The following is a 24930-nucleotide window of genomic DNA, read 5'->3' on the forward strand; positions in this document are numbered from 1 at the left end:
GGTAAATTGATGCAATGACGTGTGGAGTGAACGCAATGGAGCGTTGCAATCGGAGGAGGGCGAAGGCAATGCGCGCGCGTCGGGCGGGGCGCGGGAAGGCGGCTCGTCGCCGCGGGGGTCGTCGCGTGACCGCCGCCCCGTCGTGAGCGATGCGGCGACCTGTCAGCGCAACAATCTTGCGGAATTTGCGATACTCTTGCGTTCATGACGCGACGACTTGCTCAAGTGGCCAAGAAGGTGGGAGTCAGCGAGGCGACGGTCAGCCGTGTGCTCAACGGCAAGCCCGGTGTCTCCGAGGCGACGCGGCAGTCCGTCCTCACGGCCCTCGACGTGCTCGGGTACGAGCGGCCGACGCAACTGCGCGGCGAGCGCGCCCGGCTGGTCGGCCTCGTCCTGCCGGAGTTGCAGAACCCCATCTTCCCCGCGTTCGCGGAGGTGATCGGCGGCGCGCTCGCGCAGCAGGGCCTGACCCCCGTCCTCTGCACGCAGACCAAGGGCGGTGTCTCCGAGGCCGACTACGTGGAACTCCTCCTCCAGCAGCAGGTGTCCGGCGTGGTCTTCGCCGGCGGCCTGTTCGCGCAGGCGGACGCCCCGCACGAGCACTACCACCAGCTGGCCGAGCGCAACATCCCGGTCGTCCTCATCAACGCCTCGATCGAGGGCCTCACCTTCCCCTGCGTCTCCTGCGACGACGCCGTCGCCGTGGACCAGGCGTGGCGCCACCTCGCCTCGCTCGGCCACGAGCGGATCGGGCTCGTCCTCGGCCCCAGCGACCACGTCCCCTCGCGGCGCAAGCTCGAAGCCGCCCGCGCGGTGGCCGAAGCGGCCGGCACGAAGCTGCCCGACGAGCACGTCGTCCGCTCGATCTTCTCCCTCGAAGGCGGCCAGGCCGCAGCCAACCGGCTCCTGGAGCGGGGCGTCACCGGCATCGTGTGCGCCAGCGACCCGCTCGCCCTGGGTGCCATAAGGGCCGCGCGCAGGCGCGGGCTCTCCGTGCCCGAGCAGGTCTCGGTGGTCGGATTCGACGACTCCGCCTTCATGAACTGCACGGAACCGCCGCTCTCCACGGTCCGCCAGCCCATCGAGGCGATGGGGCGCGCGGCCGTCGAGCTGCTCAGCGCCCAGATCCAGGGCACGCAGACGGACCCCACTGAGCTGCTCTTCGAGCCCGAACTCGTCGTACGGGGCTCGACGGCGCCGCCGCCGCTCGGCTGACCCCGGCACTCCTCACCCCTTCTCCCGGCTCCGGCGCCGGGGAGGCACCCCGCCTCCCCGGCGCCGGAGCCTTTTCGTGCCACGGCTGTTGACAAAGCGGTGACCTGATAGAAACCTGACACCCCGACGGCTGCAAAAGATTAACGAAAAAGCTCAATAAGTCTGTAGGTAGCCGTCATTCATTGTCAGAGTTCCGCTCGGTTCCTGGCGTGAGGTTGTTTCGGGGCGGCGCCGGGGCCCAGCACGGTGGAGAGGCCCATATGAGAGGCAAGATCCTGAGCTGGCGGTGGACGATCGGCATGCTCATAGCCGCACTGGTCGCCGTCGGACTCCTCCCGGTCACCGCACAGGCCGCGGCGGAAGCCGCACCCGACCTGGCACTCGGCAGACCCGCCGCCGCCGGCGGCGCCCACGGCGCGTACCCGGCGAGCAACGTCACCGACGGCAGCCAGCAGTCGTACTGGGAGGGCCCGGCCAGGTCCTTCCCCCAGTGGGTGCAGGTCGACCTCGGCGTCGCGACCCGCGTCGACAGCGTCGTCCTGAAGCTCCCCACCACGTGGGAGGCCCGCTCGCAGACCCTCGGCGTGCTCGGCAGCACCGACGGCTCCACGTTCACCACCCTCGTGGCCGCGCAGCCCCGGGCGTTCGACCCCTCCCAGGCGAACGCCGTGACCATCGGCCTCGCCTCCGTCACCACGCGGTACGTCCGGATCCAGGTGACCGCGAACTCCGGCTGGAACGCCGCCCAGCTCTCCGGACTGGAGGTCTACGGCGACGGCGGAGGAGGCCCCGTCGACCCGCCCACGGGGACCGACCTGGCGCGCAACAAGCCGATCGAGGCGACCTCCACCACCCAGACGTACGTCGCCGCCAACGCCAACGACGACAGCGCGACCACCTACTGGGAGTCCGCCGGCTTCCCGGCGAGCCTGACCGTGAAGCTCGGCGCGAACGCCGACGTCACGGCCGTGGTCGTCAAGCTCAACCCCGACCCGGTGTGGGGGCCGAGGACCCAGTCGATCGAGGTCCTCGGCCGGGAACAGGCGGCCGGCGGCTTCACCTCGCTCAAGGCGCGGGCCGACTACGCCTTCAGCCCCTCCTCCGGCCAGAACACCGTCACCATCCCGGTCACCGGCCGCTACGCCGACCTCCGCCTGACCTTCTTCTCCAACACCGGCGCCCCCGGCGCCCAGGTCGCGGAGTTCCAGGTGGTGGGCACCGCCGCGCCCAACCCCGACCTGACCCTCACCGACCTGACCTGGAGCCCGTCCGCCCCCTCCGAGACGGACTCCGTGACGGTCGACGCGACGGTACGCAACGCCGGTTCGGCCGCCGCGGCCGCCACCACCGTCCAGGTCAGCCTGGAGGGCGCCGTCGCCGGTTCCGCCCCCGTCCCGGCCCTGGCCGCCGGAGCCTCCGCGACCGTCCCGGTCGCCGTCGGCAAGCGCCCGATGGGCTCGTACACCGTCTCGGCCGTGGTCGACCCGAACGACACCGTCGCCGAGCAGGACAACAGCAACAACAGCCGGACGGCGGCGGCGAAGCTCGTCGTCGGCCAGAGCCCCGGCCCCGACCTGCGGGTCACCGGCATCACCACCAGCCCGGCCAGCCCCGCCGTCGGCTCCGCCGTCACGTTCACCGTCGCGGTGAACAACCGCGGCACGACCGGCGCCCCGGCCGGCACCGTCACCCGGCTCACCGCCGGGACCACCACCCTGAACGGCACCGCGGGCGCCATCGCCGCGGGCCAGACCGCCACCGTCGCGATCTCCGGCACCTGGACGGCCATTAGCGGCGGCGCCACGCTCACCGCGACCGCCGACGCCACCGGCACCCTCGCCGAGACCGACGAGAACAACAACGTCTTCACCCGCTCCCTCGTCGTCGGACGCGGCGCGGCCGTGCCCTACACCGAGTACGAGGCGGAGGACGCCCGCTACGACGGCACCCTGCTCACGACCGACCCGAAGCGGACCTTCGGCCACACCAACTTCGCCACCGAGTCCTCGGGCCGCGAGTCGGTGCGCCTCACCGCCCAGGGCCAGTACGTCGAGTTCACCTCGACCAACCCCGCCAACTCGATCGTCGTGCGCAACTCCGTCCCCGACGCGGCCGCGGGCGGCGGCGCCGACGCCACGATCAGCCTCTACGCGGACGGCGTCTTCGTCCGCAAACTGACCCTGTCGTCCAAGCACAGCTGGCTCTACGGCACCACCGACGACCCCGAGGGCCTCACCAACCGGCCCGGCGGCGACGCCCGCCGGCTCTTCGACGAGTCCCACGCGCTGCTCACCCAGACCTACCCGGTGGGCACGAAGTTCCGGCTGCAGCGCGACGCGGGCGACTCGGCGGCCTTCCACATCATCGACCTGATCGACCTGGAGCAGGTGGCGCCCCCCGCCGCCAAGCCCGCCAACTGCACCTCCATCACCGAGTACGGCGCCGTCCCGAACGACGGCATCGACGACACCGACGCCCTCCAGCGCGCCGTCACCGCCGACCAGAACGGCCAGATCGCCTGCGTGTGGATCCCCGCCGGGCAGTGGCGCCAGGAGCAGAAGATCCTGACCGACGACCCGCTCAACCGCGGCCAGTTCAACCAGGTCGGCATCCGGGACGTCACGATCCGCGGCGCGGGCATGTGGCACTCCCAGCTCTCCACCCTGACCCCGCCGCACCAGGCCGGCGGCATCAACCACCCGCACGAGGGCAACTTCGGCTTCGACATCGACCACAACACGCAGATCTCCGACATCGCCATCTTCGGCTCCGGCCAGATCCGCGGCGGTGACGGCAACGCCGAGGGCGGAGTCGGCCTCAACGGGCGCTTCGGCAAGGGCACCAAGATCAGCAACGTCTGGATCGAGCACGCCAACGTCGGTGTCTGGGCCGGCCGCGACTACTCCAACATCCCCGAACTCTGGGGCCCCGGCGACGGCCTGGAGTTCACCGGCATGCGGATCCGCAACACCTACGCCGACGGCATCAACTTCGCCAACGGCACCCGCAACTCCACCGTCTTCGACTCGTCCTTCCGCAACACCGGTGACGACGCGCTGGCCGTCTGGGCCAGCAAGTACGTCAAGGACACCTCGGTGGACATCGGATCCAACAACCACTTCCGGAACAACACGATCCAGCTGCCCTGGCGCGCCAACGGCATCGCGGTCTACGGCGGCTTCGGCAACACCATCGAGAACAACATCATCGCGGACACGATGAACTACCCGGGCATCATGTTGGCGACCGACCACGACCCGCTGCCCTTCTCCGGGCAGACCCTGATCGCCAACAACGCCCTGCACCGCACCGGCGGCGCGTTCTGGAACGAGGACCAGGAGTTCGGCGCGATCACGCTCTTCGCGCAGGGCCTGCCCATCCCGGGCGTCACCATCCGGGACACCGACATCCTCGACTCCACATACGACGGCATCCAGTTCAAGACCGGTGGCGGTGAGATGCCGGACGTGAAGATCACGAACGTCCGGATCGACAAGTCGAACAACGGCTCCGGCGTCCTCGCCATGAGCGGCGCGCGCGGCAGCGCGACGCTGACCGGCGTCACGATCACCGACTCGGCCGAGGGCGACGTCCTGATCGAGCCCGGCTCGCAGTTCGTCGTCAACCGGAACTGACCCTCCCGCACCCCCCCGAGCGGCGGTCCCGTCCCGACGGGGCCGCCGCCGCTGAGCCGTGCCTCGCCGCCGGCCGGGCGCGAGGCCGAGACCGAGGACTGAGAGGACAGATGAGCATCTTCCACCGGAGACCACGCTTCCTGAGCGCCGTGGTCGCGACGATCCTCCTGACCCTGGGGGCGCCGTTGGTGACCGCCCGGGCGGCGGGCGGACCCGACATCGCCGTGGGCGACCCCGCGGCGGCGAGCAGCGCCCTCGCCGCATACGGCGCCGCGAACATCACCGACGGCAACCAGGGCACGTACTGGCAGAGCGCGGGCAGCAGCCTGCCCCAGTGGGTCCAGACCGACCTCGGCACCACGACCCGCGTCGACGAGGTCGTCCTGAAGCTCCCCGCGGGCTGGGAGAGCCGCAACCAGACGCTCTCGGTCCAGGGCAGCGCCGACGGCACGAGCTTCGCCACCCTCAAGAACTCCGCCACCTACACCTTCAGCCCGGGCGCCGCCAACACCGTCACGGTGAGCTTCCCCGCCACCCAGACCCGGTTCGTGCGGGTCCACATCACCGCCAACACCGGCTGGCAGGCCGCGCAGCTCTCCGCGCTCGAGGTGCACGCGGCCGACGGCTCCTCCGTCGACCTCGCGGCCGGACGCACCCTGACCGCGAGCAGCCACACCCAGTTGTACGGAGCGTCCAACGCCAACGACGGCAACCGGGCCACCTACTGGGAGAGCGCCAACAACGCGCTCCCGCAGTGGATCCAGGCGGACCTCGGCTCCGCCGTCCGCGTCGACCGGGTCGTGCTCCGGCTGCCCTCCGGCTGGGAGTCGCGCAGCCAGACCCTGAAGATCCAGGGCAGCACCGACGGCGCCGCCTTCACCGACCTGACCGCCTCCCGGGCGTACACCTTCGACGCCGCCGGCGGACACACCGCGACGATCACCTTCGACGCGACCACAACCCGGCACGTCCGCGTCCTGGTCACGGCGAACAGCGTCCAGGCGGCGGGCCAGCTCTCCGAACTGGAGGTCTACGGCCCGCAGACCGGCGACACCCAGGCCCCGTCCGCGCCCGCGAACCTCGCCCTCACCCAGCCCGCCACCGACCAGATCAGGCTCACCTGGAACGCGGCCACCGACAACGTCGGCGTCACGGGCTACGACGTCTACGCGGGCGGGACCCTGCTCAGCAGCGTGGCCGGGAACGTCACCACGTTCACCGACACCCGGCCGGCCAACCAGACCGTCACCTACCTCGTCCGCGCCAGGGACGCGGCGGGCAACCAGTCGGCCGACAGCAACACGGTCACCCGCACCGGCGACACCGGGGACACCCAGGCACCCACCGCGCCCGCGAACCTCCAGCTCACCGAGCCCGCGGCCGGCCAGATCAGGCTGACCTGGAACGCCTCCTCCGACAACGTGGGCGTCACCGGGTACGACGTCTACGCCAACAACACCCTCCGGGGCGGCGTGGCGGGCAACGTCACCACGTACACCGACACCCAGCCGGCCTCCGCCACCGTCACCTACCACGTCCGCGCCAAGGACGCGGCCGGCAACCAGTCGGCCGACAGCAACGCCGTGACCCGCGACGGCACCGGGGGCACGGGGTCCGACCTGGCGGTCGGCAAGGAGATCGCCGCCTCCTCCACGGTGCACACCTACGCCGCCGTCAACGCCAACGACAACAACCTCTCGACCTACTGGGAGGGCGCGGGCGGCAGCTACCCGCAGAACCTCACCGTGAAGCTGGGCTCCAACGCCGACGTCGACCGGCTCGTCCTCAGGCTCGACCCGGACGCGGCCTGGGCCACCCGGAGCCAGACGATCGAGGTCCTCGGCCGTGAGCAGAGCACCTCGGGCCACACGAGTCTCGTCGCGGCGAGGAGCCACACCTTCGACCCGGCGAGCGGCAACACGGTCACGATCCCGGTCTCCGCGCGGGTCGCCGACGTCCAGCTGAGGTTCACCGCCAACTCCGGCGCCCCGGCCGGTCAGCTCGCCGAGTTCCAGGTCATCGGGGTCCCGGCGCCCAACCCGGACCTGGAGGTCACCGGCCTCACCGCCACGCCCGCCTCCCCGGTCGAGTCGGACCCGATCACCGTGAGCGCGACCGTCCGCAACAGCGGACCGGCCGCCGCGCCCGCGAGCACGGTCGCGCTGCGCCTCGGCGGTACCAAGGTCGCCACCGCCCAGGTCGGGGCCCTGGCCGCGGGCGCCCAGACGACCGTCGGCGCCTCCATCGGCGCACGGGACGCCGGTTCGTACGCACTGAGCGCGGTCGCCGACGAGGCGGGCGCGGTCATCGAGCAGAACGAGTCCAACAACACCTTCACCAGCCCGACCGCCCTGGTGGTCAGGCCGGTCTCCAGCTCGGACCTGGTCACCTCCGCCGTGACCACCTCGCCCTCCAGTCCAGCCGCCGGGCAGGCGGTCACCTTCAAGGTGGCCGTGAAGAACCAGGGCACCGTGGCCACCTCCACCGGCAGCCACGGCGTCACCCTCACCCTGCTGGACTCCACGGGTGCCACGGTGAAGACACTGACCGGGGCGCACAGCGGGGCGCTCGCGGCCGGCGCCACGGCCGAGGTGAGCCTCGGTCCCTGGACCGCCGCCAACGGCTCGTACACCGTGGAGGTCGTCCTCGCCGACGACGCCAACGAGCTGCCGGTCAAGCGCGCCAACAACACCTCCACCCAGCCGCTGTTCGTCGGCCGCGGCGCGAACATGCCGTACGACATGTACGAGGCGGAGGACGGCACGGCCGGGGGCGGCGCGCAGGTCGTCGGCCCGAACCGGACCGTCGGCGACATCGCGGGCGAGGCCTCCGGCCGCAAGGCCGTGAACCTGGACGCGACGGGCGAGTACGTCGAGTTCACCACCCGCGCCGACACCAACACCCTGGTCGCCCGGGTCTCGCTGCCCGACGCCCCGGGCGGCGGGGGCGTCGACTCCACGATCAACGTCTACGTGGACGGGGTGTTCAAGAAGGCTCTCCCGGTGACGTCCCGGTACGCCTGGCTGTACGGCGCCGAGACCGCGCCCGGGAACTCCCCGGGCTCGGGCGCCCCGCGCCACGTCTACGACGAGGCGAACGTCATGCTCGGCGAGACCGTGCGGGCGGGCAGCCGGATCCGGCTGCAGAAGGACGCCGCGAACAGCCAGCCGTACTACGCGATCGACTTCGTGAACCTGGAGCAGGTCGCGCCCGTCGCGAACCCGGACCCGGCGACGTACACGGTGCCGGTCGGCTTCGGCCACCAGGACGTCCAGAACGCGCTCGACAAGGTACGGATGGACACCACGGGCACCCTCGTCGGGGTCTACCTGCCGCCGGGCGACTACCAGACGGCGAGCAAGTTCCAGGTGTACGGCAAGCCGGTGAAGGTGGTCGGCGCGGGCCCCTGGTACACGAGGTTCCACGCGCCCGCCACGCAGGAGAACACCGACGTCGGCTTCCGGGCCGAGGCGGCGGCGAAGGGCTCGCTCTTCAAGGGCTTCGCCTACTGGGGGAACTACACGTCGCGGATCGACGGCCCCGGCAAGGTCTTCGACTTCGCGAACGTCACCGACATCGTCATCGACGACATCTGGAACGAGCACATGGTCTGCCTGTACTGGGGCGCGAACACCGACCGGATCACGATCCGCAACTCCCGGATCCGCAACATGTTCGCCGACGGCATCAACATGACCAACGGCTCGACGGACAACCTGGTGACCAACAACGACGCGCGGGCCACCGGGGACGACAGCTTCGCGCTGTTCTCCGCGATCGACGCGGGCGGCGCGGACATGAAGAACAACGTCTACGAGAACCTCACGTCGACGCTGACCTGGCGGGCCGCGGGCGTCGCCGTCTACGGCGGCTACAACAACACCTTCCGCAACATCCACATCGCCGACACCCTCGTCTACTCGGGGATCACGATCTCCTCGCTGGACTTCGGCTACCCGATGAACGGCTTCGGCACCGATCCCACGACCTTCGAGAACATCTCGATCGTCCGCGCCGGAGGGCACTTCTGGGGCGCGCAGACCTTCCCGGGCATCTGGGTGTTCTCCGCCTCCAAGGTCTTCCAGGGGATCAGGGTCAACCATGTCGACATCGTCGACCCGACGTACAGCGGCGTGATGTTCCAGACGAACTACGTGGGCGGACAGCCGCAGTTCCCCATCAAGGACACCGTGTTCACGGACGTCTCGATCACGGGCGCCCGCAAGAGCGGCGACGCGTACGACGCGAAGTCGGGGTTCGGCCTCTGGGCCAACGAGCTGCCCGAGTCCGGTCAGGGGCCGGCCGTGGGGGAGGTGACCTTCAACGGCCTCGAGCTGAGCGGCAACGCGGTGGACATCCGTAACACCACCTCCACGTTCAAGATCAACATCAACCCCTAGCGGGTCCGGTGGCAGTACGGCTCCGGTGAGGCCGGTGCAGGCGGCTTGCAGCTGCTTGCACCGGCCTCCTTCTGCTTTCTGTCAGCCAATTACGAAATCAGCGCGATATCTTGCGTTCACTTGTTGATGGTGGTTGAGTGTGGCGCGCCCCACACAACGCACCGGCGGTGGGGAGACCTCCACGTTCAGGCCCGAAGGGGACCACTCATGAGAAGTGCCCGGATCCGCCGTACGCGCCGCGCCGGCGCGGTCACCCTCGTCTCCGCGCTCACGCTGACCCTGCTCGCCGCCTGCGGCACGAGCAGCAGCGACAACAACAACGGCGGCGGGTCCGAAGGCGGCGGGTCGTCCGACCCCGCCGCCCCGCTGGACCCGAAGACCAAGGTGACGCTCACCATCGACTGCATGCCCCCGACGGCGAAGGCGGCCGAGCTCAAGCAGTGGAAGGAGGACGTCGCCACCTTCAACAAGACGTACCCCAACGTCACCATCGAGGGCCGCTCCACCGCCGGCCAGTGCCTCGAACCGCCCCGCTTCACCGCGATGCTCAAGGCCAAGTCCCAGCCGGACGTCTTCTACACGTACTTCACCGACCTGCAGCAGGTCCTGGACAACGACGGCGCCGCCGACATCACCGCCTACGTCAACGACAAGACCGTCCCGCTCCTGAAGGACATCGACCCGAACGTCCTCGGCTCCCTCAAGCAGGACGGCAAGCTCTACGGCCTGCCCACCAGCAACTACACGATGGGCCTGCTCATCAACCGCAGGCTCTTCCAGCAGGCCGGCCTCGACCCCGACGCCCCGCCGCGCACCTGGGAGGAGGTGCGCGCGGCCGCGAAGAAGATCGCCGGCCTCGGCAACGGCATCTCGGGCTTCGGCGAGTACAGCGCGGGCAACACCGGCGGCTGGCACTTCACCGCGCAGCTGTACAGCCTGGGCGGCGACATCGTCGACGCGAGCGGCAAGAAGGCCGCCTTCAACAACGACCTCGGCAAGCAGGTCGCGAAGAACCTCCACGCCATGCGCTGGGAGGACGACAGCATGGGCAAGACCCAGCTGCTGCAGTGGGGCGACCTGCAGAAGCAGATAGCGGGCGACAAGCTCGGCATGTTCCTCGCGGCGCCCGACGACATCGCGTACATGGTCCAGCAACTCGGCGCGAAGTACGAGAACTTCGGCATGGGGCCGATCCCCGGCGAGAAGGCCACCCTGGCCGGCGGCAACAACTACATGGTCAAGAAGGGCATCTCCGACGACAAGATCAAGGCCGCGGTCGCCTGGCTGAACTTCAAGAACCTGACCGTCGGCAAGGGCCAGTTCGACTGGTCCCGATCCAAGGCGGACGGCCTGCCGGTCGGTGTCCCGCAGCCCAACTTCTGGCTGAACGACTCCAAGGCCAAGGACGACGCCGCCCGCGTGGAGCACGCCACCATGCCCGTCGCCAACTTCAGGACCTTCATGGACAACCCCGTCGCGGGCAAGGCCGAGCCGCCGAAGGCCCAGGAGATCTACAAGGTCCTCGACACCGTGATGTCCGGCATCCTCACCAACAAGGACGCCGACGTCGACAAGCTGCTCGCCACCGCCGAGACGCAGGTCAACCAGGTCCTCGCCAACCAGTGACGGGAACCCCGGGCAGGGGCGGACCGCCCTGACGCCGCCCCGCCCGGGCCCCTCCCCGGCCCGACCCCCGGCAGACCAGCACCAAGGAGCGAGCGACGATGTCGGCCCCCAGCCTCACCCCGAGCAAGGCGGGATCCCCCCGCCCCTCCCCGCCGCACGAGGCGGACCACGCGCCCCCCGGCGGGCGGTTCGCGAGGAGCCTGCGGCGCAATCTCACCGCCCACGGTTTCCTCATCGGCGCGGTCCTCTGCTTCGCGGTCTTCTCCTGGTACCCGATGGTCAGGGAGTTCTTCCTGGCCTTCCAGAAGACCGAGAGCGGACAGACCACCTGGGTCGGATTCGACAACCTCGTCACCGTCTTCAACGACCCCGCCTTCTGGCAGGCCTGGCGCAACACGCTCCTGTTCACCGTGCTCGCCCTCGTCCTCGGCTTCGCCGTGCCGTTCGTCGTGGCGATCGTCATCAACGAGTTCCACCACGGACAGGGCTACCTCCGGCTGCTCGTCTACCTCCCCGTGATGCTCCCGCCGGTCGCCTCGGTCCTCCTCTTCAAGTACCTGTACGACCCCGGCTACGGCCTGCTCAACGAGCTCTTCCGGCTCCTTCACCTGCCCGAGCAGCAGTGGCTCCAGGACCCCGACCTGTCGATGCTCTCCGTCGTGATCGCCTCCACCTGGATGAACATGGGCGGCGCGACCCTCATCTACCTCGCCGCGCTCCAGTCCATCCCCGGCGAGCTGTACGAGGCGGCCGAACTCGACGGTGCCGGGCTCTTCCGCAAGATCTGGCACGTCACCGTCCCGCAGACCCGCCTCATCCTCTCGCTGATGCTGCTCATGCAGATCATCGCGACCATGCAGGTCTTCGTCGAACCCTTCCTCCTGACCGGCGGCGCGGGCCCCGAGGGCTCCACCACGACCGTCGTGTACCTCATCTACCAGTACGCCTTCAACTTCAACAACTACGGTGCCGCGGCGGCGCTCGGCCTGCTCCTGCTCGTACTGCTCGCCGGATTCTCGGCCGCGTACGTGAAGCTCAGCCACGCCGAGGACGAGTAGGACCGGGGGAGACCAGCATGTCGACACGCACACTCATCTCGCCGGCCCAACTCGCCCGCCCCCGCGGCCGGATCGTCTACTGGACCGTCTTCGCCGTGGTCGTCGGCGGCTTCACGCTGGCGTTCCTCGGCCCCCTGTACTGGCTGGTGACCAGCGGTTTCAAGGACGCGCAGGAGGTCATCCAGACCCCGCCGACCCTGATCCCCGGCAGCTTCGAACCGGCGAACCACGCGCGGGCCTGGGAGGTCATGGACCTCGCCACCCTGCTCTTCAACACCCTCTACTACGCGTTCGGCGCGCTCGCCTTCCAGCTCGTCCTCGACGTGGCGGCCGCCTACTCGCTCTCCAAACTGCGGCCCGTCCTCGGCAAGGCGATCCTCGGCCTGATGCTGGCGACCCTGATGATCCCGGCGACCGTCCTCGTCGTACCGCAGTACCTCACGGTCCTCGACGTGCCCGTCATCGAGCGCAACCTGCTGAACACGCCCTGGGCGATCTGGCTCCCGTCCGTGACCAACGCCTTCAACATCTTCCTGCTCAAGCGGTTCTTCGACTCGATCCCGAGGGAACTCCTGGACGCGGCCTCGATGGACGGCGCGTCGCCGCTCCGCGTCCTGTGGTCGATCGTGCTGCCGATCTCCCGGCCGATCCTGGGCGTGGTGTCGATCTTCGCCGTCGTGGGGGTCTGGAAGGACTTCCTCTGGCCGATGCTCACCCTCCCCGACCCCGCGACGCAGACGCTCAACGTCGGCATCTACTCGCTCTCCAACGGCGTCCCCGTGAACGTGCTCATCGCCGCGCTCACCATTGCCTCCGTGCCGACCCTGCTCATCTTCCTGGTCTTCCAGCGCAACATCATGAGCGGTCTCACCGCCGGCGGGCTCAAGGGCTGACCGCGCCCGTCCCCGCCTCCGCACCCCCAAGAGCTTCGCCGCCGGCCCGTCCAACGCCCCGCAGCAACCGGGCCGGCGGCGAAGAACCCGACCTGCCCGAAAGGACCGTCACGTGGCAGCCCCTCACACGCACCGCACCGACGACTGGTGGCGCGACGCCGTCATCTACCAGGTGTACCCACGCAGCTTCGCCGACGGAGACGGCGACGGCACCGGGGACCTCGCGGGCGTCCGGGCGAGACTGCCCTACCTGGCCGAACTGGGCGTCGACGCCGTCTGGTTCACCCCGTGGTACCTCTCACCGCTGGTGGACGGCGGCTACGACGTCGCCGACTACCGCACCATCGACCCCGCCTTCGGCACCCTCGCCGAGGCCGAGAAGCTGATCGCCGAAGCCCGCGAGCTCGGCATCCGCGTGCTCGTCGACATCGTCCCCAACCACGTCTCCGACCAGCACGCCTGGTTCCGCGCGGCCCTGGCCGCGGGCCCCGGCAGCCCCGAGCGCGAACGGTTCCACTTCCGCCCCGGCCGCGGCGAGCACGGCGAACTCCCGCCCAACGACTGGCCCTCGCAGTTCTCCGGCGCCACCTGGACCCGGGTCGAGGACGGTGAGTGGTACCTCCATCTCTTCACCCCCGAGCAGCCCGACCTCAACTGGGCCCACCCGGAGGTCCGCCGCGAGCACGAGGAGGTCCTGCGCTTCTGGTTCGAGCGCGGCGTCGCGGGCGTCCGCATCGACTCCGCCGCCCTGCTCGCCAAGGATCCGGCCCTCGCCGACTTCGTCGAGGGCGTCGACCCCCACCCGTACATCGACCAGGACGAACTCCACGACATCTACCGCTCCTGGCGCGCGATCGCCGACAGCTACCAAGGGATCTTCGTCGGCGAGGTCTGGCTGCCGGACTCCGAGCGCTTCGCCCGCTACCTCCGCCCCGACGAGCTGCACACCGCCTTCAACTTCAGCTTCCTCTCCTGCCCCTGGGAGGCGGACCGGCTCCGTCGCACCATCGACGACACCCTGGCCGAGCACGCGCCCGTCGGAGCCCCCGCGACCTGGGTCCTCTGCAACCACGACGTCACCCGTACCGTCACCCGCTACGGGCGGGCCGACACCGGCTTCGACTTCGCCAAGAAGGCCTTCGGCACCCCCACCGACCTCCGCCTCGGCACCCGGCGGGCCCGTGCCGCCGCGCTGCTCACCCTCGCGCTGCCCGGATCGGTCTACGTCTACCAGGGCGAGGAGCTGGGACTCCCCGAGGCCGACATCCCCCTCGACCGCATCGAGGACCCCATGCACGCCCGTTCCGGGGGCGTCGACCCCGGCCGCGACGGCTGCCGCGTCCCGCTGCCCTGGACCGCCGAAGCGCCCTGGTTCGGCTTCGGCTCGACGTCCGAGCCGTGGCTGCCCCAGCCTCGGGACTGGGCGCGCTACGCGGTGGACCGCCAGGACACCGACCCGGAGTCGATGCTCGCGCTCTACCGGACGGCCCTGGCGCTGCGGGGCACCGAGGCGGGGTTCGGCGACGGACCCATGACCTGGCTGCCGGCCGGGGAGGGGGTGCTCGCCTTCGCCCGCCGGGACGGCCTCGTGTGCGTCGCCAACCTGGCGCCCACGCCCGCCGCCCTCCCCCCGCACCAGCGGATCCTGCTTTCCAGCGGCGTGCTCGACGCGGAGGGGCGGCTGCCCCAGGACACGGCGGTATGGCTGCGGGTCTGACCTGCCCAGAGGTGGGTGCGACTGCACCCGTTCGCTTCGGTGCACTACTGTGCCGCAAAACTTTCGTCGATTTCTGTTATCAGCGGGATACCTCGGGGTCTCCCAACTGCCGGCATCGACAACAGGCGGGACAGGCAGAGTGAACCAGGGCATGGGAACGCAGCACGGCACGCAGCACGGCGCGCAGCACGGGACGGAGCTCGTGAGGGCGGCGCAGAGCGGGGACCTGTGGGCACAGGACCAGCTCATCGCCGCCTATCTGCCCCTCGTGTACAACATCGTGGGCCGGGCCCTGAACGGCCACCACGATGTCGACGACGTGGTGCAGGAGACGATGCTGCGGGCGCTCGACGGGCTGTCCGCCCTGCGCGCCCCGGACAGCTTCCGGTCCTGGCTCGTGGCCATCACCATGAACGGGATCCGCGGCCACTGGCACAAGCAGCAGACGCGCCTCGCCATGGGCGTCCTCGACGACGCCCGTGACGTCGCTCACCCCGGCGCGGACTTCGTGGACCTCACCCTGGTCAGCCTGCACCTCTCGGGGCAGCGCCGTGAGACCGCCGAGGCCACACGCTGGCTGGAGCCGGACGACAGCGCGCTGCTGTCGCTGTGGTGGCTCGAGTGCGCGGGCGAACTGACCCGCTACGAGGTGGCGGCCGCCCTCGGCCTCTCCACCGAGCACACCGCGGTCCGGGTCCAGCGGATGAAGGCGCAGCTCGACACGGCCCGCGTCGTCGTACGGGCCCTGATGGAGAACCCGCCGTGCCCGACCCTCCGTGGCGAGCTCGGAACCTGGGACGGCCGCCCGTCCGCCCTGTGGCGCAAGCGCATAGCCCGGCACGCCCGCGGCTGCGCGCACTGCGGCGGCCTGTGGAGCAACCTCGTCCCCGCCGAGGGGCTGCTCGCGGGTCTGCTCCTGGTACCCCCGTCGGCGTGGCTGCTCGCCGCGGTCAGGGACGGCGCGGGCTTCGGTCTCACGACGGCGGCGGCGAACGCCGGGTACCCGGCGCAGCACTACGGGGGCTACGAGACGTACGGTGCGAACGAGGCGTACAGCGCGAACGAGACGTACGGAGCGAACGAGGCGTACGGCGCCAACGGGATGTACGAGACCAACGGGATGTACGAGACCAACGGGGCGTACGGGGCCGACGGGGCGTACGGGATACCTTCGCAGTACCAGCCGGTCGAGCAGCCACAGACCTCGTACGAGCAGTACCAGCCGTACGAGCCCACGACGCCGTACGACGCCACGACGTCGTACGACACCACGGCGGCGTACGAAGCGGTGGCGCCGTACGAGGCGCAGAGCACCGTCGCCTCCGTGTCCGCGGCGCGTGCGGCGGGCCCCCGAAGCTCGCGCGCCGCGCGGCGGCGGAGGGAGGCCGAGCAGCGGCGTGGCCGGCGCAGGGCCGTCGTCGCGGCGGGCATGGCGGTCGTGGCGGTGACCGGTGGCGCCTTCTATCTGAACGCCGGCCCCGACGGGGAGGGAGACGCGGTGGACGCGAACCGCGCCGCCGCTCCCGGTCCCGACCTCGCCGGCGGGCAGGATCCGACCACGCTCCTGGAGTCCCCCTCCGCCTCGGCGTCGGCCTCGGCATCGGCGAGTGCGACGGCGACTCCGTCGGCCCGTCCGAGCCGCACCGCGAAGGCCACGCCGTCGAAGACGGCGGCCCCACGCACCTCGTCGCCCTCGGCGAAGCCCAAGCCCAAGCCGAAGCCGAAGGTGACGCAGACGACCGCCCCCACCGGCTCCGACTCCACGGCCGATCAGGTCATCAGTCTGGTGAACGCCGAGCGGGCCAAGGTCGGTTGCAGTCCGCTGACGGCGAACTCGCAGCTCACCAGGGCGGCGCAGGGGCACTCCGACGACATGGCCGCCCGCGACTACTTCGACCACACCAACCCCGACGGCGCTGGGCCGGGCGAGCGCGTCACGGCCACCGGGTACCCCTGGTCGACGTACGGCGAGAACATCGCCATGGGGCAGAGCAGTCCGGAGCAGGTGATGGAGTCCTGGATGAACAGCCCGGGCCACCGGGCGAACATCCTCAACTGCGACTTCAAGGAGATAGGGATCGGCATCCACGACCAGGGCGGCCCCTACTGGACCCAGGTGTTCGGCGCCCGCTGAGGGCGGTCGGTGTCTCCTCTGGACCCCCGGCGAGCCGACGGCTTGAATCACCCGTACCGGTCTTGTCGAGGGAGTGGGAGCACGGTGTGGGCGCGTTCGGTGAGTACCAGAACGAGATCTACCTCAACGGGTTGGGCGGGGTCCTGCCGCGATTCCCCATGACGTACGAGGGGTGGGAGGAGCGGGCGCGCGCCGCGATGTCCCCGTCGGTGTGGTCGTACGTGGCCGGAGGGGCCGGCGACGAGCACACCCAGCGGGAGAACGTCGCCGCCTTCGGCCGCCACGGCGTGATTCCGCGGATGTTCGTGGGCGCCAAGGAACGGGACCTGTCCGTCTCGATGTTCGGTCTGTCCCTGCCGTCGCCGCTGATGATGGCTCCCATCGGGGTGCTGGGCCTGTGCGCGCAGGACGGGCACGGTGACCTCGCCGCCGCGCGCGCCGCGGCGGCCACCGGCGTGCCGATGATCGCCTCGACGCTGTCGGTGGACCCGCTGGAGGACGTCGCCGCCGCGTTCGGCCCGACCCCCGGGTTCTTCCAGCTCTACACGCCCACGGACCGGGACCTGGCCGCCAGCCTGGTGGAGCGGGCGGAGAAGGCCGGATTCCGGGGCATCGTGGTCACCCTGGACACCTGGGTGACCGGATGGCGCCCGCGGGACCTCGCGACGAGCAACTTCCCCCAGTTGAGGGGGCACTGCCTGGCGAACTACACCAGCGACCCGGTCTTCCGCGCGGCCCTCGCCCAGCCCCCGGAGGAGAACACCGGCGCGGCGGTGCTGCACTGGGCGGGTGTTTTCGGCAACCCGCTGACCTGGGACGACCTCCCCTGGTTGCGTTCGCTGACCTCGCTCCCGCTGATCGTGAAGGGCCTCTGCCACCCCGAGGACGTGCGCCGGGCCAGGGCCGGGGGAGTGGACGGCGTCTACTGCTCCAACCACGGCGGCCGGCAGGCCAACGGCGGCCTCGCCGCACTCGACGCGCTGCCCGGGGTCGTCGAGGCGGCCGACGGGCTGCCCGTGATCTTCGACTCGGGCGTCCGCAGCGGAACGGACGTCGTCAAGGCACTCGCCCTCGGCGCGACCGCCGTCGCCGTGGGCCGCCCGTACGCCTACGGCCTCGCCCTCGGCGGCGTCGACGGCCTGGTGCACGTCCTGCGCTCGCTCCTCGCCGAGGCGGATCTCCTCATGGCGGTCGACGGCTATCCGACCCTCGCCGACCTCACGCCGGAGGCCCTGCGCCGGGTCGGATGACGGGGTGCCTCAGGTGCCCGGGGCGCGGGGCGTGAGCTGGAAGTCGAAGGCAAGAGTGCCGGGGTCGAGGGCGGTCGCGCCGCCGTCCACCGTGAGGACCGCTCCGTTGACGAACGACGCGGCCGGGGAGAGCAGCCACGCGATCGCCTCGGCGACCTCGCGGGGCTCACCGGGGCGGCCGGTCGGGAGCACGCGCGTCACCTCGCGGTACGCCGCGTCGACGCTGTCGAGGCCCGCCTCGTCGGCGAAGCGGCTCATCCGGCGGTCCGCCATGTCCGTGCGCACCCAGCTCGGGCACACCGTGTTGGCGCGCAGGCCGGCCGCCCCGTAGTCCACCGCGAGCGAGCGGCAGAGCTGTAGGAGGGCCGCCTTGGACGTCGCGTAGGCCGCGTTGCCGACGCCGTTGCGCAGGGCGGAGACCGAGGCCACGGCGACCACCGCGCCCCGCGCCTCGAGCAGGTGCGGGAGCGCGGCGCGCAGCAGGTGGAAGGGGCCGGTGAGATTGGTCCGCAGCACCGCGTCCCAGTCGTCGAGCGTCACCTCGCCCACGCCGCCGCCCCGCCCGATGCCGGCGTTGAGGACCACCCCGTCGAGGCGGCCGTGCGCGCCGACCGCCGCGTCGACGAGCGCGCGCACAGCGTCCGGGGCGCTGATGTCGGACGGGACGGCCAGCGCCCCGGTCTCCTCGGCGACGAGCCGCAGGGGTTCGGGGCGGCGTCCGGAGACCACGACGTGGTGACCGGCCTCGGCGAGCAGCCGGGCCGTCGCCGCCCCGATGCCCGTTCCGCCGCCGGTCACGAGGTACACACGCTGATTCGCCATCGGTCGTCGGGCCCCTGTGGTCGTGGTTGTCGCGTAGCCGCCTTCCCGCCGATCAGTTGATCACATCGCGGGGAGCCCGGGTCAGGGCTTTTCCGGGGTCAGCAGGACGAAGTCCGCGTTCGACGGGTCCACGCACACGGCCAGCCGCCCGACGCCCTCGGCGTCGTCCGGGCCCATCTGGACCGTTCCGCCGTTCGCCTTCACCCGGGCGACCGCCGCGTCGCAGTCGTCGACGTCGAAGACCGGGTGCCAGTACGGCTTGCCGCTGTTCAGGGTGAGGTCCTCGGCGCGCATGCCCATGATGCCGCCCTGCATCCGCTCCTCGGCCAGGCCCGCAGGGGTGACCAGGGAGTACGTACCGCCGCCGCCCGGCAGTTCCATGTCGCTGTACCACCAGCCGAGGACGTCGGTGTAGAAGCGCTTGGCCGCCGCCGCGTCGGTGGTGTACAGCTCCGTCCAGGAGAGCGAGCCGGGCGCGTCCACCAGCTCCACCCCGCTGTTCGTACCGGGCTGCCAGGCGGCGAACTGCCCGCCCAGCGGGTCGGTGAACTGCGCCATCCGGCCCCACTCGTCGAGGTCCATCGGAGCGACCCGGACCTTCCCGCCCGCCTGCTCGACCGCCCGGGTCGTGGCGTCCACGTCCTCGACGCTGTAGTAGATCATCCAGGCCGAGCGCGCTCCCGCCTCGGTGAGCTTGCCGAGCCCCGCGACGATCTTGCCGTCCTTGCGGAACATCCCGCCTTCCATCTCCTCGCCGCCTCCGCCGGTCTCCCCGGCGTCACCGGCCTCCATGGCCTCGTACTCCCAGCCGAGCACGGAGCCGTAGAAGGCCGCAGCGGCCGGTACGTCGGGTGCCCCGAGGTCGAGCCAGCAGGGGGTGCCGGGAACGGGGTCGGTGGTGATCATGGTTCTTCCCTTCCGAGACGGTCTGTCGCCAGCCTTGCACCGGGGCGTCGGTCGCGCACGACGGGCGACCGGCGATCGGCAGCCGTCCGGCGACGGTGCTGAAGGGTGGACTCCGTACGGCCCCGGAACTCATCGCGGCCCGGCACGGCCGGGTGCGTCCGGCAGGCTCGGCTTGGGCGATGGGCAGGTCGGCCGGCCCGCATTTCGTGCCTTTCGCCAGTACGGCCGTCGCTCGACGGCGGAGGAGACTCGTCGCCACGGCCGCCCGACGGCCGGATGAAACGTGCGGGAACATCCAGGGGGAACACATGACGGTGGATCAGTACGACGCGATCGGTGAGGCGTTCGAGGGGTTCAAGTCCCTGCCGCTGACGCGTTACGGCGAGGTGCCGAGCGTCCTGGGCCTGGTGGGCGACGTGACCGGCAGGTCCGTGCTCGACGTGGCGTGCGGCACCGGGTTCTACAGCCGGGAGTTCAAGCGGCGCGGCGCCACGGACGTCTTCGGTGTCGACATCTCCGTCGAGATGATCGCCGCCGCGCGGGACATCGAGCGCCGCGAGCCGCTCGGCGTGCGCTACGAGGTCGGCGACGTGGCCGAACTCGACGCTCCCGAAGGCGGCTTCGACCTCGCGCTCGCCGTGCAGTGTCTCAACTACGCCGAGGACATCGCGACGATGGAGCGGATGTGCCGCAACATCCACCGCAGCCTGGTGCCGGGGGGCGAGTTCTTCGTGTTCGCCCAGAAGCCCGACTACGCGTTCGACTGCGCCTCCCTGGAGACGTACGGATTCCGCTGCGAGCCGACCGGCGAGGAGGGCGGGACCGGCCCGCGGGTGCGGGTCACGGCGCTCCTCGAACCGCAGCCGATCTCCATCGTCGCCAACTGCCCGCGCCGCGAGGTCTACGAGGAGTCCCTGCGGGCGGCCGGGTTCAGTGAGCTGGAGTGGGTGCCGCTGCAGGTGTCCGAGGAGGGCATCCGCGCGTTCGGCGAGGAGTTCTGGGCCGACCTCCTGGCGAGCCCGCCGCTGGAGATGCTGCGCTGCCGCGCCTGAGCCGCCGGCCCGCCCGGCGGCCGCGGTGAGCCGCCAGGCGGGTCGGAAGGGCGTGCTCCGGAACCCGTGGCCCGTGTCAGGAACCTTTCTCGGCCGTTGGCACTCATGATCCATGGGTTCCGGAGACGGCGCGCACCGCGCGCGGACCGGCCGGAGCCTCGCGGCACACCGCTGGCCGTGTGCCGCGCAGTCGAACGAGTCGAGGAATCCACGTGCACCTGCCGTCGCAACGACGCCTTGCCGTCAGCGCCACCCTGGTCGCCGCACTCGCCGCCGGTGTCGCGCCCGCCACCAGCGCGGTCGCCGCTCCCGCCGGTCCCACCGCCGCCCGCGCCGCCACCGACCCGCTCCGCGCGGTCGACGCAGGCCCGCGCTCGCTGGGCCGGCTCCCCGACATGGAGGGTGTCGCCGCGGCGCTGAACGACGCCATGGCCAAGGGCGCCCCGGGCGCCATGGCCCGCTACACCGGACCGACGGGCGTCAAGGCGCGCGCCCTCGGGGTCCGCGACCGCGCCTCGGGCGCGGCCATGGACACCCAGGCGCGGTTCCGTATCGGCAGCGTCAGCAAGACCTTCTCCGCCGTCGTCCTGCTCCAGCTGGTGGACGAGGGCAAGATCGAGCTCGACCAGCCGGTCAACCGCTACCTGCCGGGGCTGCTGCCCGACGATCGCATCACGGTGCGTCACCTGCTCACCCACCGCAGCGGGTTGGCGGACTACACCAACGCCATGTTCAACCAGACGGTCCCCGGCTTCGAGGCCGTCCGCAACCGGGTCTTCAGCTACCAGGAGCTGGTGGACCTCTCCCTGAGCGAGCCGCGCACCACCGAGCCCGGCGTGGCGTACAAGTACTCGAACGCCAACTTCGTCGTCGTCGGCATGCTCATCGAGAAGCTCACCGGCAAGCCGGTGGCCCAGGAGTACGAGCGCCGCATCTTCAAGCCGCTGGGCCTGCGGAACACCTCGTACGTCCACCCCGACACCAAGATCGCCGGCCTCCAGGTGCGCGGCTACCTGCACCCCGACGAGGCCGGCGGCGCGCTCGTGGACTCCACGGAACAGACCGTGTCCTGGGCGCAGTCGGCCGGTGCGGTCATCTCCACCCCGGCGGACCTGAACACCTTCACCGGCGCGCTGATGCGGGGCCGGCTGCTGTCGCCGCGCATGCTGGAGGCGATGACGACGGTCACCCCGACCGACGCCACCAACACTCGGTTCTACGGCCTCGGCCTGCGCCGCTACGACCTCTCCTGCGGGACCCAGGTCTTCGGCCACACCGGCACCGTGCAGGGCTTCTACACCTACGCCTTCTCGACGCGTGACGGCCGCCGCAGCCTCTCCGCGATGGCGAACACCTCCAACCGCGGCGAGGCCAACACCGCGCTCGGCGCCTCGCTGGAGGCCGCCTTCTGCGGCAAGAAGCCGGCCCCGGCGGCGAAGTCCACGTCCCGCGCGGCCACGCTCGACGCCCAGGCGCCGGCGGCGCTCCCGGCCGAGCAGGACCTGCCCGAGAACCGCTGATCCACGGGCGCGTGCCCGGGTGCGTCCCGGGCCGCGCCCACGGACCGGCCCCGAGGGCCGCCGCGTCCCCAGTGACCGGCGGCCCTTGCCCGTACCCGGGCTGATGGCTGGAGACAGCTAGAGCCAGCCCGCCCGCTGGGCCTGGAGCGCGAGCTGGAAGCGGTTCGCCGCGCCGAGGCGGGCCATCAGGATCTGGAGGCGGCGGAAGAGCGTGCGCCGGCTGATCCCCAGCTCGCGGGCGACCGCCTCGTCGCTCGCGCCGCCCGCGAGGAGCCACAGCAGGCGCCGGTCGGCGGGGGGAAGCCCGCCCGGGCGGGTGGTACGGCCGTGGAACGGCAGGGCGCTGCGCCAGGACTCCTCGAACAGCGCCACCAGGGCCGAGAGCAGCCCGCACGGCTGCACCACCAGCATCGTGTGGTGCACGTCCGCCTCCCGGATCGAGAGCGACACCAACGCGTACGCCTCGTCGATGATCACCAGCTTGACCGGTACCGACGGCAGCACCCGGGCCTGCTCGCCGGCCTCGCCGGCCGGTTCGATGGCCTCGCTCAGCCGGCCCGGGTACTCCAGCGACTCGCGCGAGTAGATGACGCGCTGGGTCACCCCGCGCGCCAGCGTGGCCAGCGCGTCGTCCGTCGCTCCCGGGGTGGGGAAGTACGGCGGCGACTCGAACTGCCGGATCTGCTCGCGGGCGCTCGCCCACGCCTGGCGCAGCCGGGGACCGACCGCCTCCCCCGTGACGACCTCCACCAGCGGGGCGTCGTACGCCGCGAGCCGCCGCCGCCGGAACGACTCGAAGGCGCCGCCGACCGCGAGCCGGGACGCCTCCAGCTCGGCCGCCCGGTGCCGGGCCAGGATCTCCAGACCGGCCGCCGGCGGCACCGGGGCCACCCCGTCCGCGCCCTCGGCCGCCGTGCCGGCCAGACCCGCGTCGGCCAGTTCGCCGTAGGCCGCCGCGAACTCCTCGCCGCCCAGCCCGGTCGCCTCCCCGATCGCGTCCAGCGGCGCGGGTGCCAGGTCGAGGAGCGCCAGATAGACCCGCACGGCGGGCTCGCCGACGCCGAGCAGCCGGAGCGCCTCACCGAGTTTCGCGTTCGTCATGCCTCGCATTATCGGCAGCGCCGCGTGGCCGATCAGTGCCACTGGCACTCCTGAGCACCCGGCGCCCGCCCCGGGGGCTACCGTCCGTCCGCGACGGCACCGCACGGACGAAGGGACCTGACATGGCCAAGGGCCGGAAGAACGGTCTGTACACGGAGATCTCCGACGAGCTCTCCGCCCTCATGCGCACGGGCTGGGCGGACACCGAACGGCACGACCTGGAGCCGGACGAGCAGGCCCCGTACGCGGCCCGCCGCAGGGCCGCCCTCTCCGCGCGCTTCCCCGGCGAGCGGCTCGTGATCCCCTCCGGCAACCTCAAGGTCCGCTCGAACGACGACACCTACCCCTTCCGCCCGTACACCGGCTATGTGCACATGACCGGCGACCAGGCACGGGACGGCGCCCTCGTCCTCGAACCCCGCGCCGACGGCGGCCACGACGCGTACTGCTACCAGCTGCCCCGGGACGGCCGGGACGACGACGAGTTCTGGACCGGGCCCACGGCCGAGCTGTGGATGGGCCGCCGCCGCTCCCTCGCCGAGTCCGCGCGGGTCCTCGGCCTGGACTGCCGCGACGTCCGCACGGCGGCCCGCGACCTCGCGACCGCCGCCTCCGTCCCGACCCGGATCGTCCGCGGTGTCGACCCGGCCCTGGAGGCCGCCGTCACCAGCGACGCGGAGCGCGACGAGGAACTGGAGGAGGCGCTGAGCGACCTCCGGCTCGTGAAGGACGCGTGGGAGCTGGCCGAGATGCGCAAGGCCGTGGACTCCACCGTGCGCGGCTTCACCGACGCGATAGGCGAGCTGTCCCGCGCCGTCGCCTCCTCCGAGCGCTGGATCGAGGGCACCTTCTTCCGTCGCGCCCGGTTGGAGGGCAACTCCGTCGGCTACGGCTCGATCTGCGCGGCCGGCGAGCACGCCACGATCATGCACTGGACGGACAACGACGGCCCGGTGCGCCCGGGGGAGCTGCTCCTGTTCGACGCCGGGGTGGAGACCCGTACCCTCTACACCGCCGACGTCACGCGCACGCTGCCGATCAGCGGCACGTTCTCTCCCGTGCAGCGGAAGGTCTACGACGCCGTCTACGAGGCGCAGGAAGCGGGCTTCGCCGCCGTGAAGCCGGGCGCCGCCTACCGCGACTTCCACGAGGCGTCCCAGCGGCACCTCGCGGCCCGGCTCGTCGAGTGGGGCTTCATCGAGGGGCCCGCCGAGCGCGCGTACGCCCTCGGTCTGCAGCGCCGCTTCACCATGGCCGGGACCGGCCACATGCTCGGTCTCGACGTCCACGACTGCGCGCAGGCCCGCAACGCCGAGTACGTCGACGGGGTCCTGGAGCCCGGCATGGTGCTCACCGTCGAGCCCGGCCTGTACTTCCAGGCCGACGACCTCACCGTGCCCGAGGAGTGGCGGGGCATCGGCGTCCGGATCGAGGACGACCTGGTCGTGACGGCCGACGGGCACGAGAACCTGTCGGCGGGCCTGCCGCGCACGGCGGACGAGGTCGAGGCGTGGATGGCCCGGACGGCGGGCTGAGCGTCGTCCGCGGGTGAGCCCGTGCGGCGGTTGTCCACAGGTTCACCCGACCGGGACGGGAGTGTC

At 71.4% G+C, this 24930-nt stretch carries 15 protein-coding genes; 12 read left to right on the forward strand and 3 right to left on the reverse strand.

All coding sequences use genetic code 11. The features are described from left to right. The first annotated feature begins 204 nt into the window (after positions 1-204). The 9 genes from AB0E14_RS16065 to AB0E14_RS16105 all read left to right on the forward strand — a co-directional run bounded on the left by AB0E14_RS16065 (position 205) and on the right by AB0E14_RS16105 (position 17928). Positions 205-1215, forward strand: a complete 1011-nt coding sequence (locus AB0E14_RS16065) for a LacI family DNA-binding transcriptional regulator (protein ID WP_362417203.1) — start codon at positions 205-207, stop codon at positions 1213-1215. Positions 1216-1475: 260 nt separating this feature from the next. Then, entirely contained in the window at positions 1476-4850 is a 3375-nt protein-coding gene (locus AB0E14_RS16070) for a CARDB domain-containing protein (RefSeq protein ID WP_362417206.1), read from the forward strand. Positions 4851-4960: 110 nt separating this feature from the next. Then, positions 4961-9250, forward strand: a complete 4290-nt coding sequence (locus AB0E14_RS16075; RefSeq protein ID WP_362417209.1) for a discoidin domain-containing protein — start codon at positions 4961-4963, stop codon at positions 9248-9250. A 207-nt stretch (positions 9251-9457) separates the two neighbouring features. Continuing rightward, positions 9458-10876 (forward strand): extracellular solute-binding protein, encoded by a 1419-nt coding sequence (locus AB0E14_RS16080; RefSeq protein ID WP_362417212.1) that lies wholly within the window; start codon positions 9458-9460, stop codon positions 10874-10876. Between the two features lie 98 nt (positions 10877-10974). After that, positions 10975-11934, forward strand: a complete 960-nt coding sequence (locus tag AB0E14_RS16085) for a sugar ABC transporter permease (RefSeq protein ID WP_362417215.1) — start codon at positions 10975-10977, stop codon at positions 11932-11934. Between the two features lie 17 nt (positions 11935-11951). Further along, complete coding sequence (locus AB0E14_RS16090) at positions 11952-12827, forward strand: carbohydrate ABC transporter permease (protein ID WP_362417218.1); 876 nt, start codon at positions 11952-11954, stop codon at positions 12825-12827. A 112-nt stretch (positions 12828-12939) separates the two neighbouring features. Continuing rightward, a complete protein-coding gene (locus AB0E14_RS16095; protein ID WP_362417221.1) occupies positions 12940-14544 on the forward strand; it encodes a glycoside hydrolase family 13 protein in 1605 nt (534 codons plus the stop codon). 151 nt (positions 14545-14695) lie between these two features. Next, entirely contained in the window at positions 14696-16678 is a 1983-nt protein-coding gene (locus tag AB0E14_RS16100; RefSeq protein WP_362417224.1) for a sigma-70 family RNA polymerase sigma factor, read from the forward strand. 86 nt (positions 16679-16764) lie between these two features. Next, positions 16765-17928 carry an alpha-hydroxy-acid oxidizing protein gene (locus AB0E14_RS16105; RefSeq protein WP_362417227.1) on the forward strand — a complete coding sequence of 388 codons (1164 nt, stop codon included), beginning with the start codon at positions 16765-16767 and terminating at the stop codon, positions 17926-17928. A gap of 9 nt (positions 17929-17937) precedes the next feature. On the opposite strand, the gene AB0E14_RS16110 is transcribed toward AB0E14_RS16105, so the two are convergent. After that, positions 17938-18750: an SDR family oxidoreductase gene (locus AB0E14_RS16110; protein WP_362417230.1), complete on the reverse strand. Its 813-nt coding sequence runs from the start codon at positions 18748-18750 to the stop codon at positions 17938-17940. A gap of 81 nt (positions 18751-18831) precedes the next feature. After that, positions 18832-19656, reverse strand: a complete 825-nt coding sequence (locus AB0E14_RS16115; protein WP_362417233.1) for a VOC family protein — start codon at positions 19654-19656, stop codon at positions 18832-18834. A 308-nt stretch (positions 19657-19964) separates the two neighbouring features. Here AB0E14_RS16115 and AB0E14_RS16120 point away from each other — a divergent pair, with 308 nt between their 5' ends. Both AB0E14_RS16120 and AB0E14_RS16125 read left to right on the forward strand, forming a co-directional pair. Next, on the forward strand, positions 19965-20708 hold the full coding sequence (locus AB0E14_RS16120) for a class I SAM-dependent methyltransferase (protein ID WP_362417236.1): 744 nt from the start codon (positions 19965-19967) through the stop codon (positions 20706-20708). A 212-nt stretch (positions 20709-20920) separates the two neighbouring features. After that, positions 20921-22228 carry a serine hydrolase domain-containing protein gene (locus AB0E14_RS16125; protein WP_362417239.1) on the forward strand — a complete coding sequence of 436 codons (1308 nt, stop codon included), beginning with the start codon at positions 20921-20923 and terminating at the stop codon, positions 22226-22228. 117 nt (positions 22229-22345) lie between these two features. On the opposite strand, the gene AB0E14_RS16130 is transcribed toward AB0E14_RS16125, so the two are convergent. Further along, positions 22346-23329, reverse strand: coding sequence for a LuxR family transcriptional regulator (locus AB0E14_RS16130; protein WP_362417242.1), 984 nt, complete (start codon positions 23327-23329; stop codon positions 22346-22348). Between the two features lie 122 nt (positions 23330-23451). Here AB0E14_RS16130 and AB0E14_RS16135 point away from each other — a divergent pair, with 122 nt between their 5' ends. Continuing rightward, complete coding sequence (locus tag AB0E14_RS16135; protein WP_362417245.1) at positions 23452-24864, forward strand: aminopeptidase P family protein; 1413 nt, start codon at positions 23452-23454, stop codon at positions 24862-24864. Positions 24865-24930 lie beyond the last annotated feature (66 nt).

This window comes from Streptomyces sp. NPDC047981, from assembly GCF_040653315.1.
GTDB lineage: Bacteria > Actinomycetota > Actinomycetes > Streptomycetales > Streptomycetaceae > Streptomyces.

What these genes read in the sequence shown, in the direction of transcription:
- AB0E14_RS16065 (WP_362417203.1), top strand. Translation starts at nt 205, where the DNA reads ATGACGCGACGACTTGCTCAAGTGGCCAAGAAGGTGGGAGTCAGCGAG.
- AB0E14_RS16070 (WP_362417206.1), top strand. Translation starts at nt 1,476, where the DNA reads ATGAGAGGCAAGATCCTGAGCTGGCGGTGGACGATCGGCATGCTCATA.
- AB0E14_RS16075 (WP_362417209.1), top strand. Translation starts at nt 4,961, where the DNA reads ATGAGCATCTTCCACCGGAGACCACGCTTCCTGAGCGCCGTGGTCGCG.
- AB0E14_RS16080 (WP_362417212.1), top strand. Translation starts at nt 9,458, where the DNA reads ATGAGAAGTGCCCGGATCCGCCGTACGCGCCGCGCCGGCGCGGTCACC.
- AB0E14_RS16085 (WP_362417215.1), top strand. Translation starts at nt 10,975, where the DNA reads ATGTCGGCCCCCAGCCTCACCCCGAGCAAGGCGGGATCCCCCCGCCCC.
- AB0E14_RS16090 (WP_362417218.1), top strand. Translation starts at nt 11,952, where the DNA reads ATGTCGACACGCACACTCATCTCGCCGGCCCAACTCGCCCGCCCCCGC.
- AB0E14_RS16100 (WP_362417224.1), top strand. Translation starts at nt 14,696, where the DNA reads ATGGGAACGCAGCACGGCACGCAGCACGGCGCGCAGCACGGGACGGAG.
- AB0E14_RS16110 (WP_362417230.1), bottom strand. Translation starts at nt 18,750, where the DNA reads ATGGCGAATCAGCGTGTGTACCTCGTGACCGGCGGCGGAACGGGCATC.
- AB0E14_RS16115 (WP_362417233.1), bottom strand. Translation starts at nt 19,656, where the DNA reads ATGATCACCACCGACCCCGTTCCCGGCACCCCCTGCTGGCTCGACCTC.
- AB0E14_RS16120 (WP_362417236.1), top strand. Translation starts at nt 19,965, where the DNA reads ATGACGGTGGATCAGTACGACGCGATCGGTGAGGCGTTCGAGGGGTTC.
- AB0E14_RS16130 (WP_362417242.1), bottom strand. Translation starts at nt 23,329, where the DNA reads ATGACGAACGCGAAACTCGGTGAGGCGCTCCGGCTGCTCGGCGTCGGC.
- AB0E14_RS16135 (WP_362417245.1), top strand. Translation starts at nt 23,452, where the DNA reads ATGGCCAAGGGCCGGAAGAACGGTCTGTACACGGAGATCTCCGACGAG.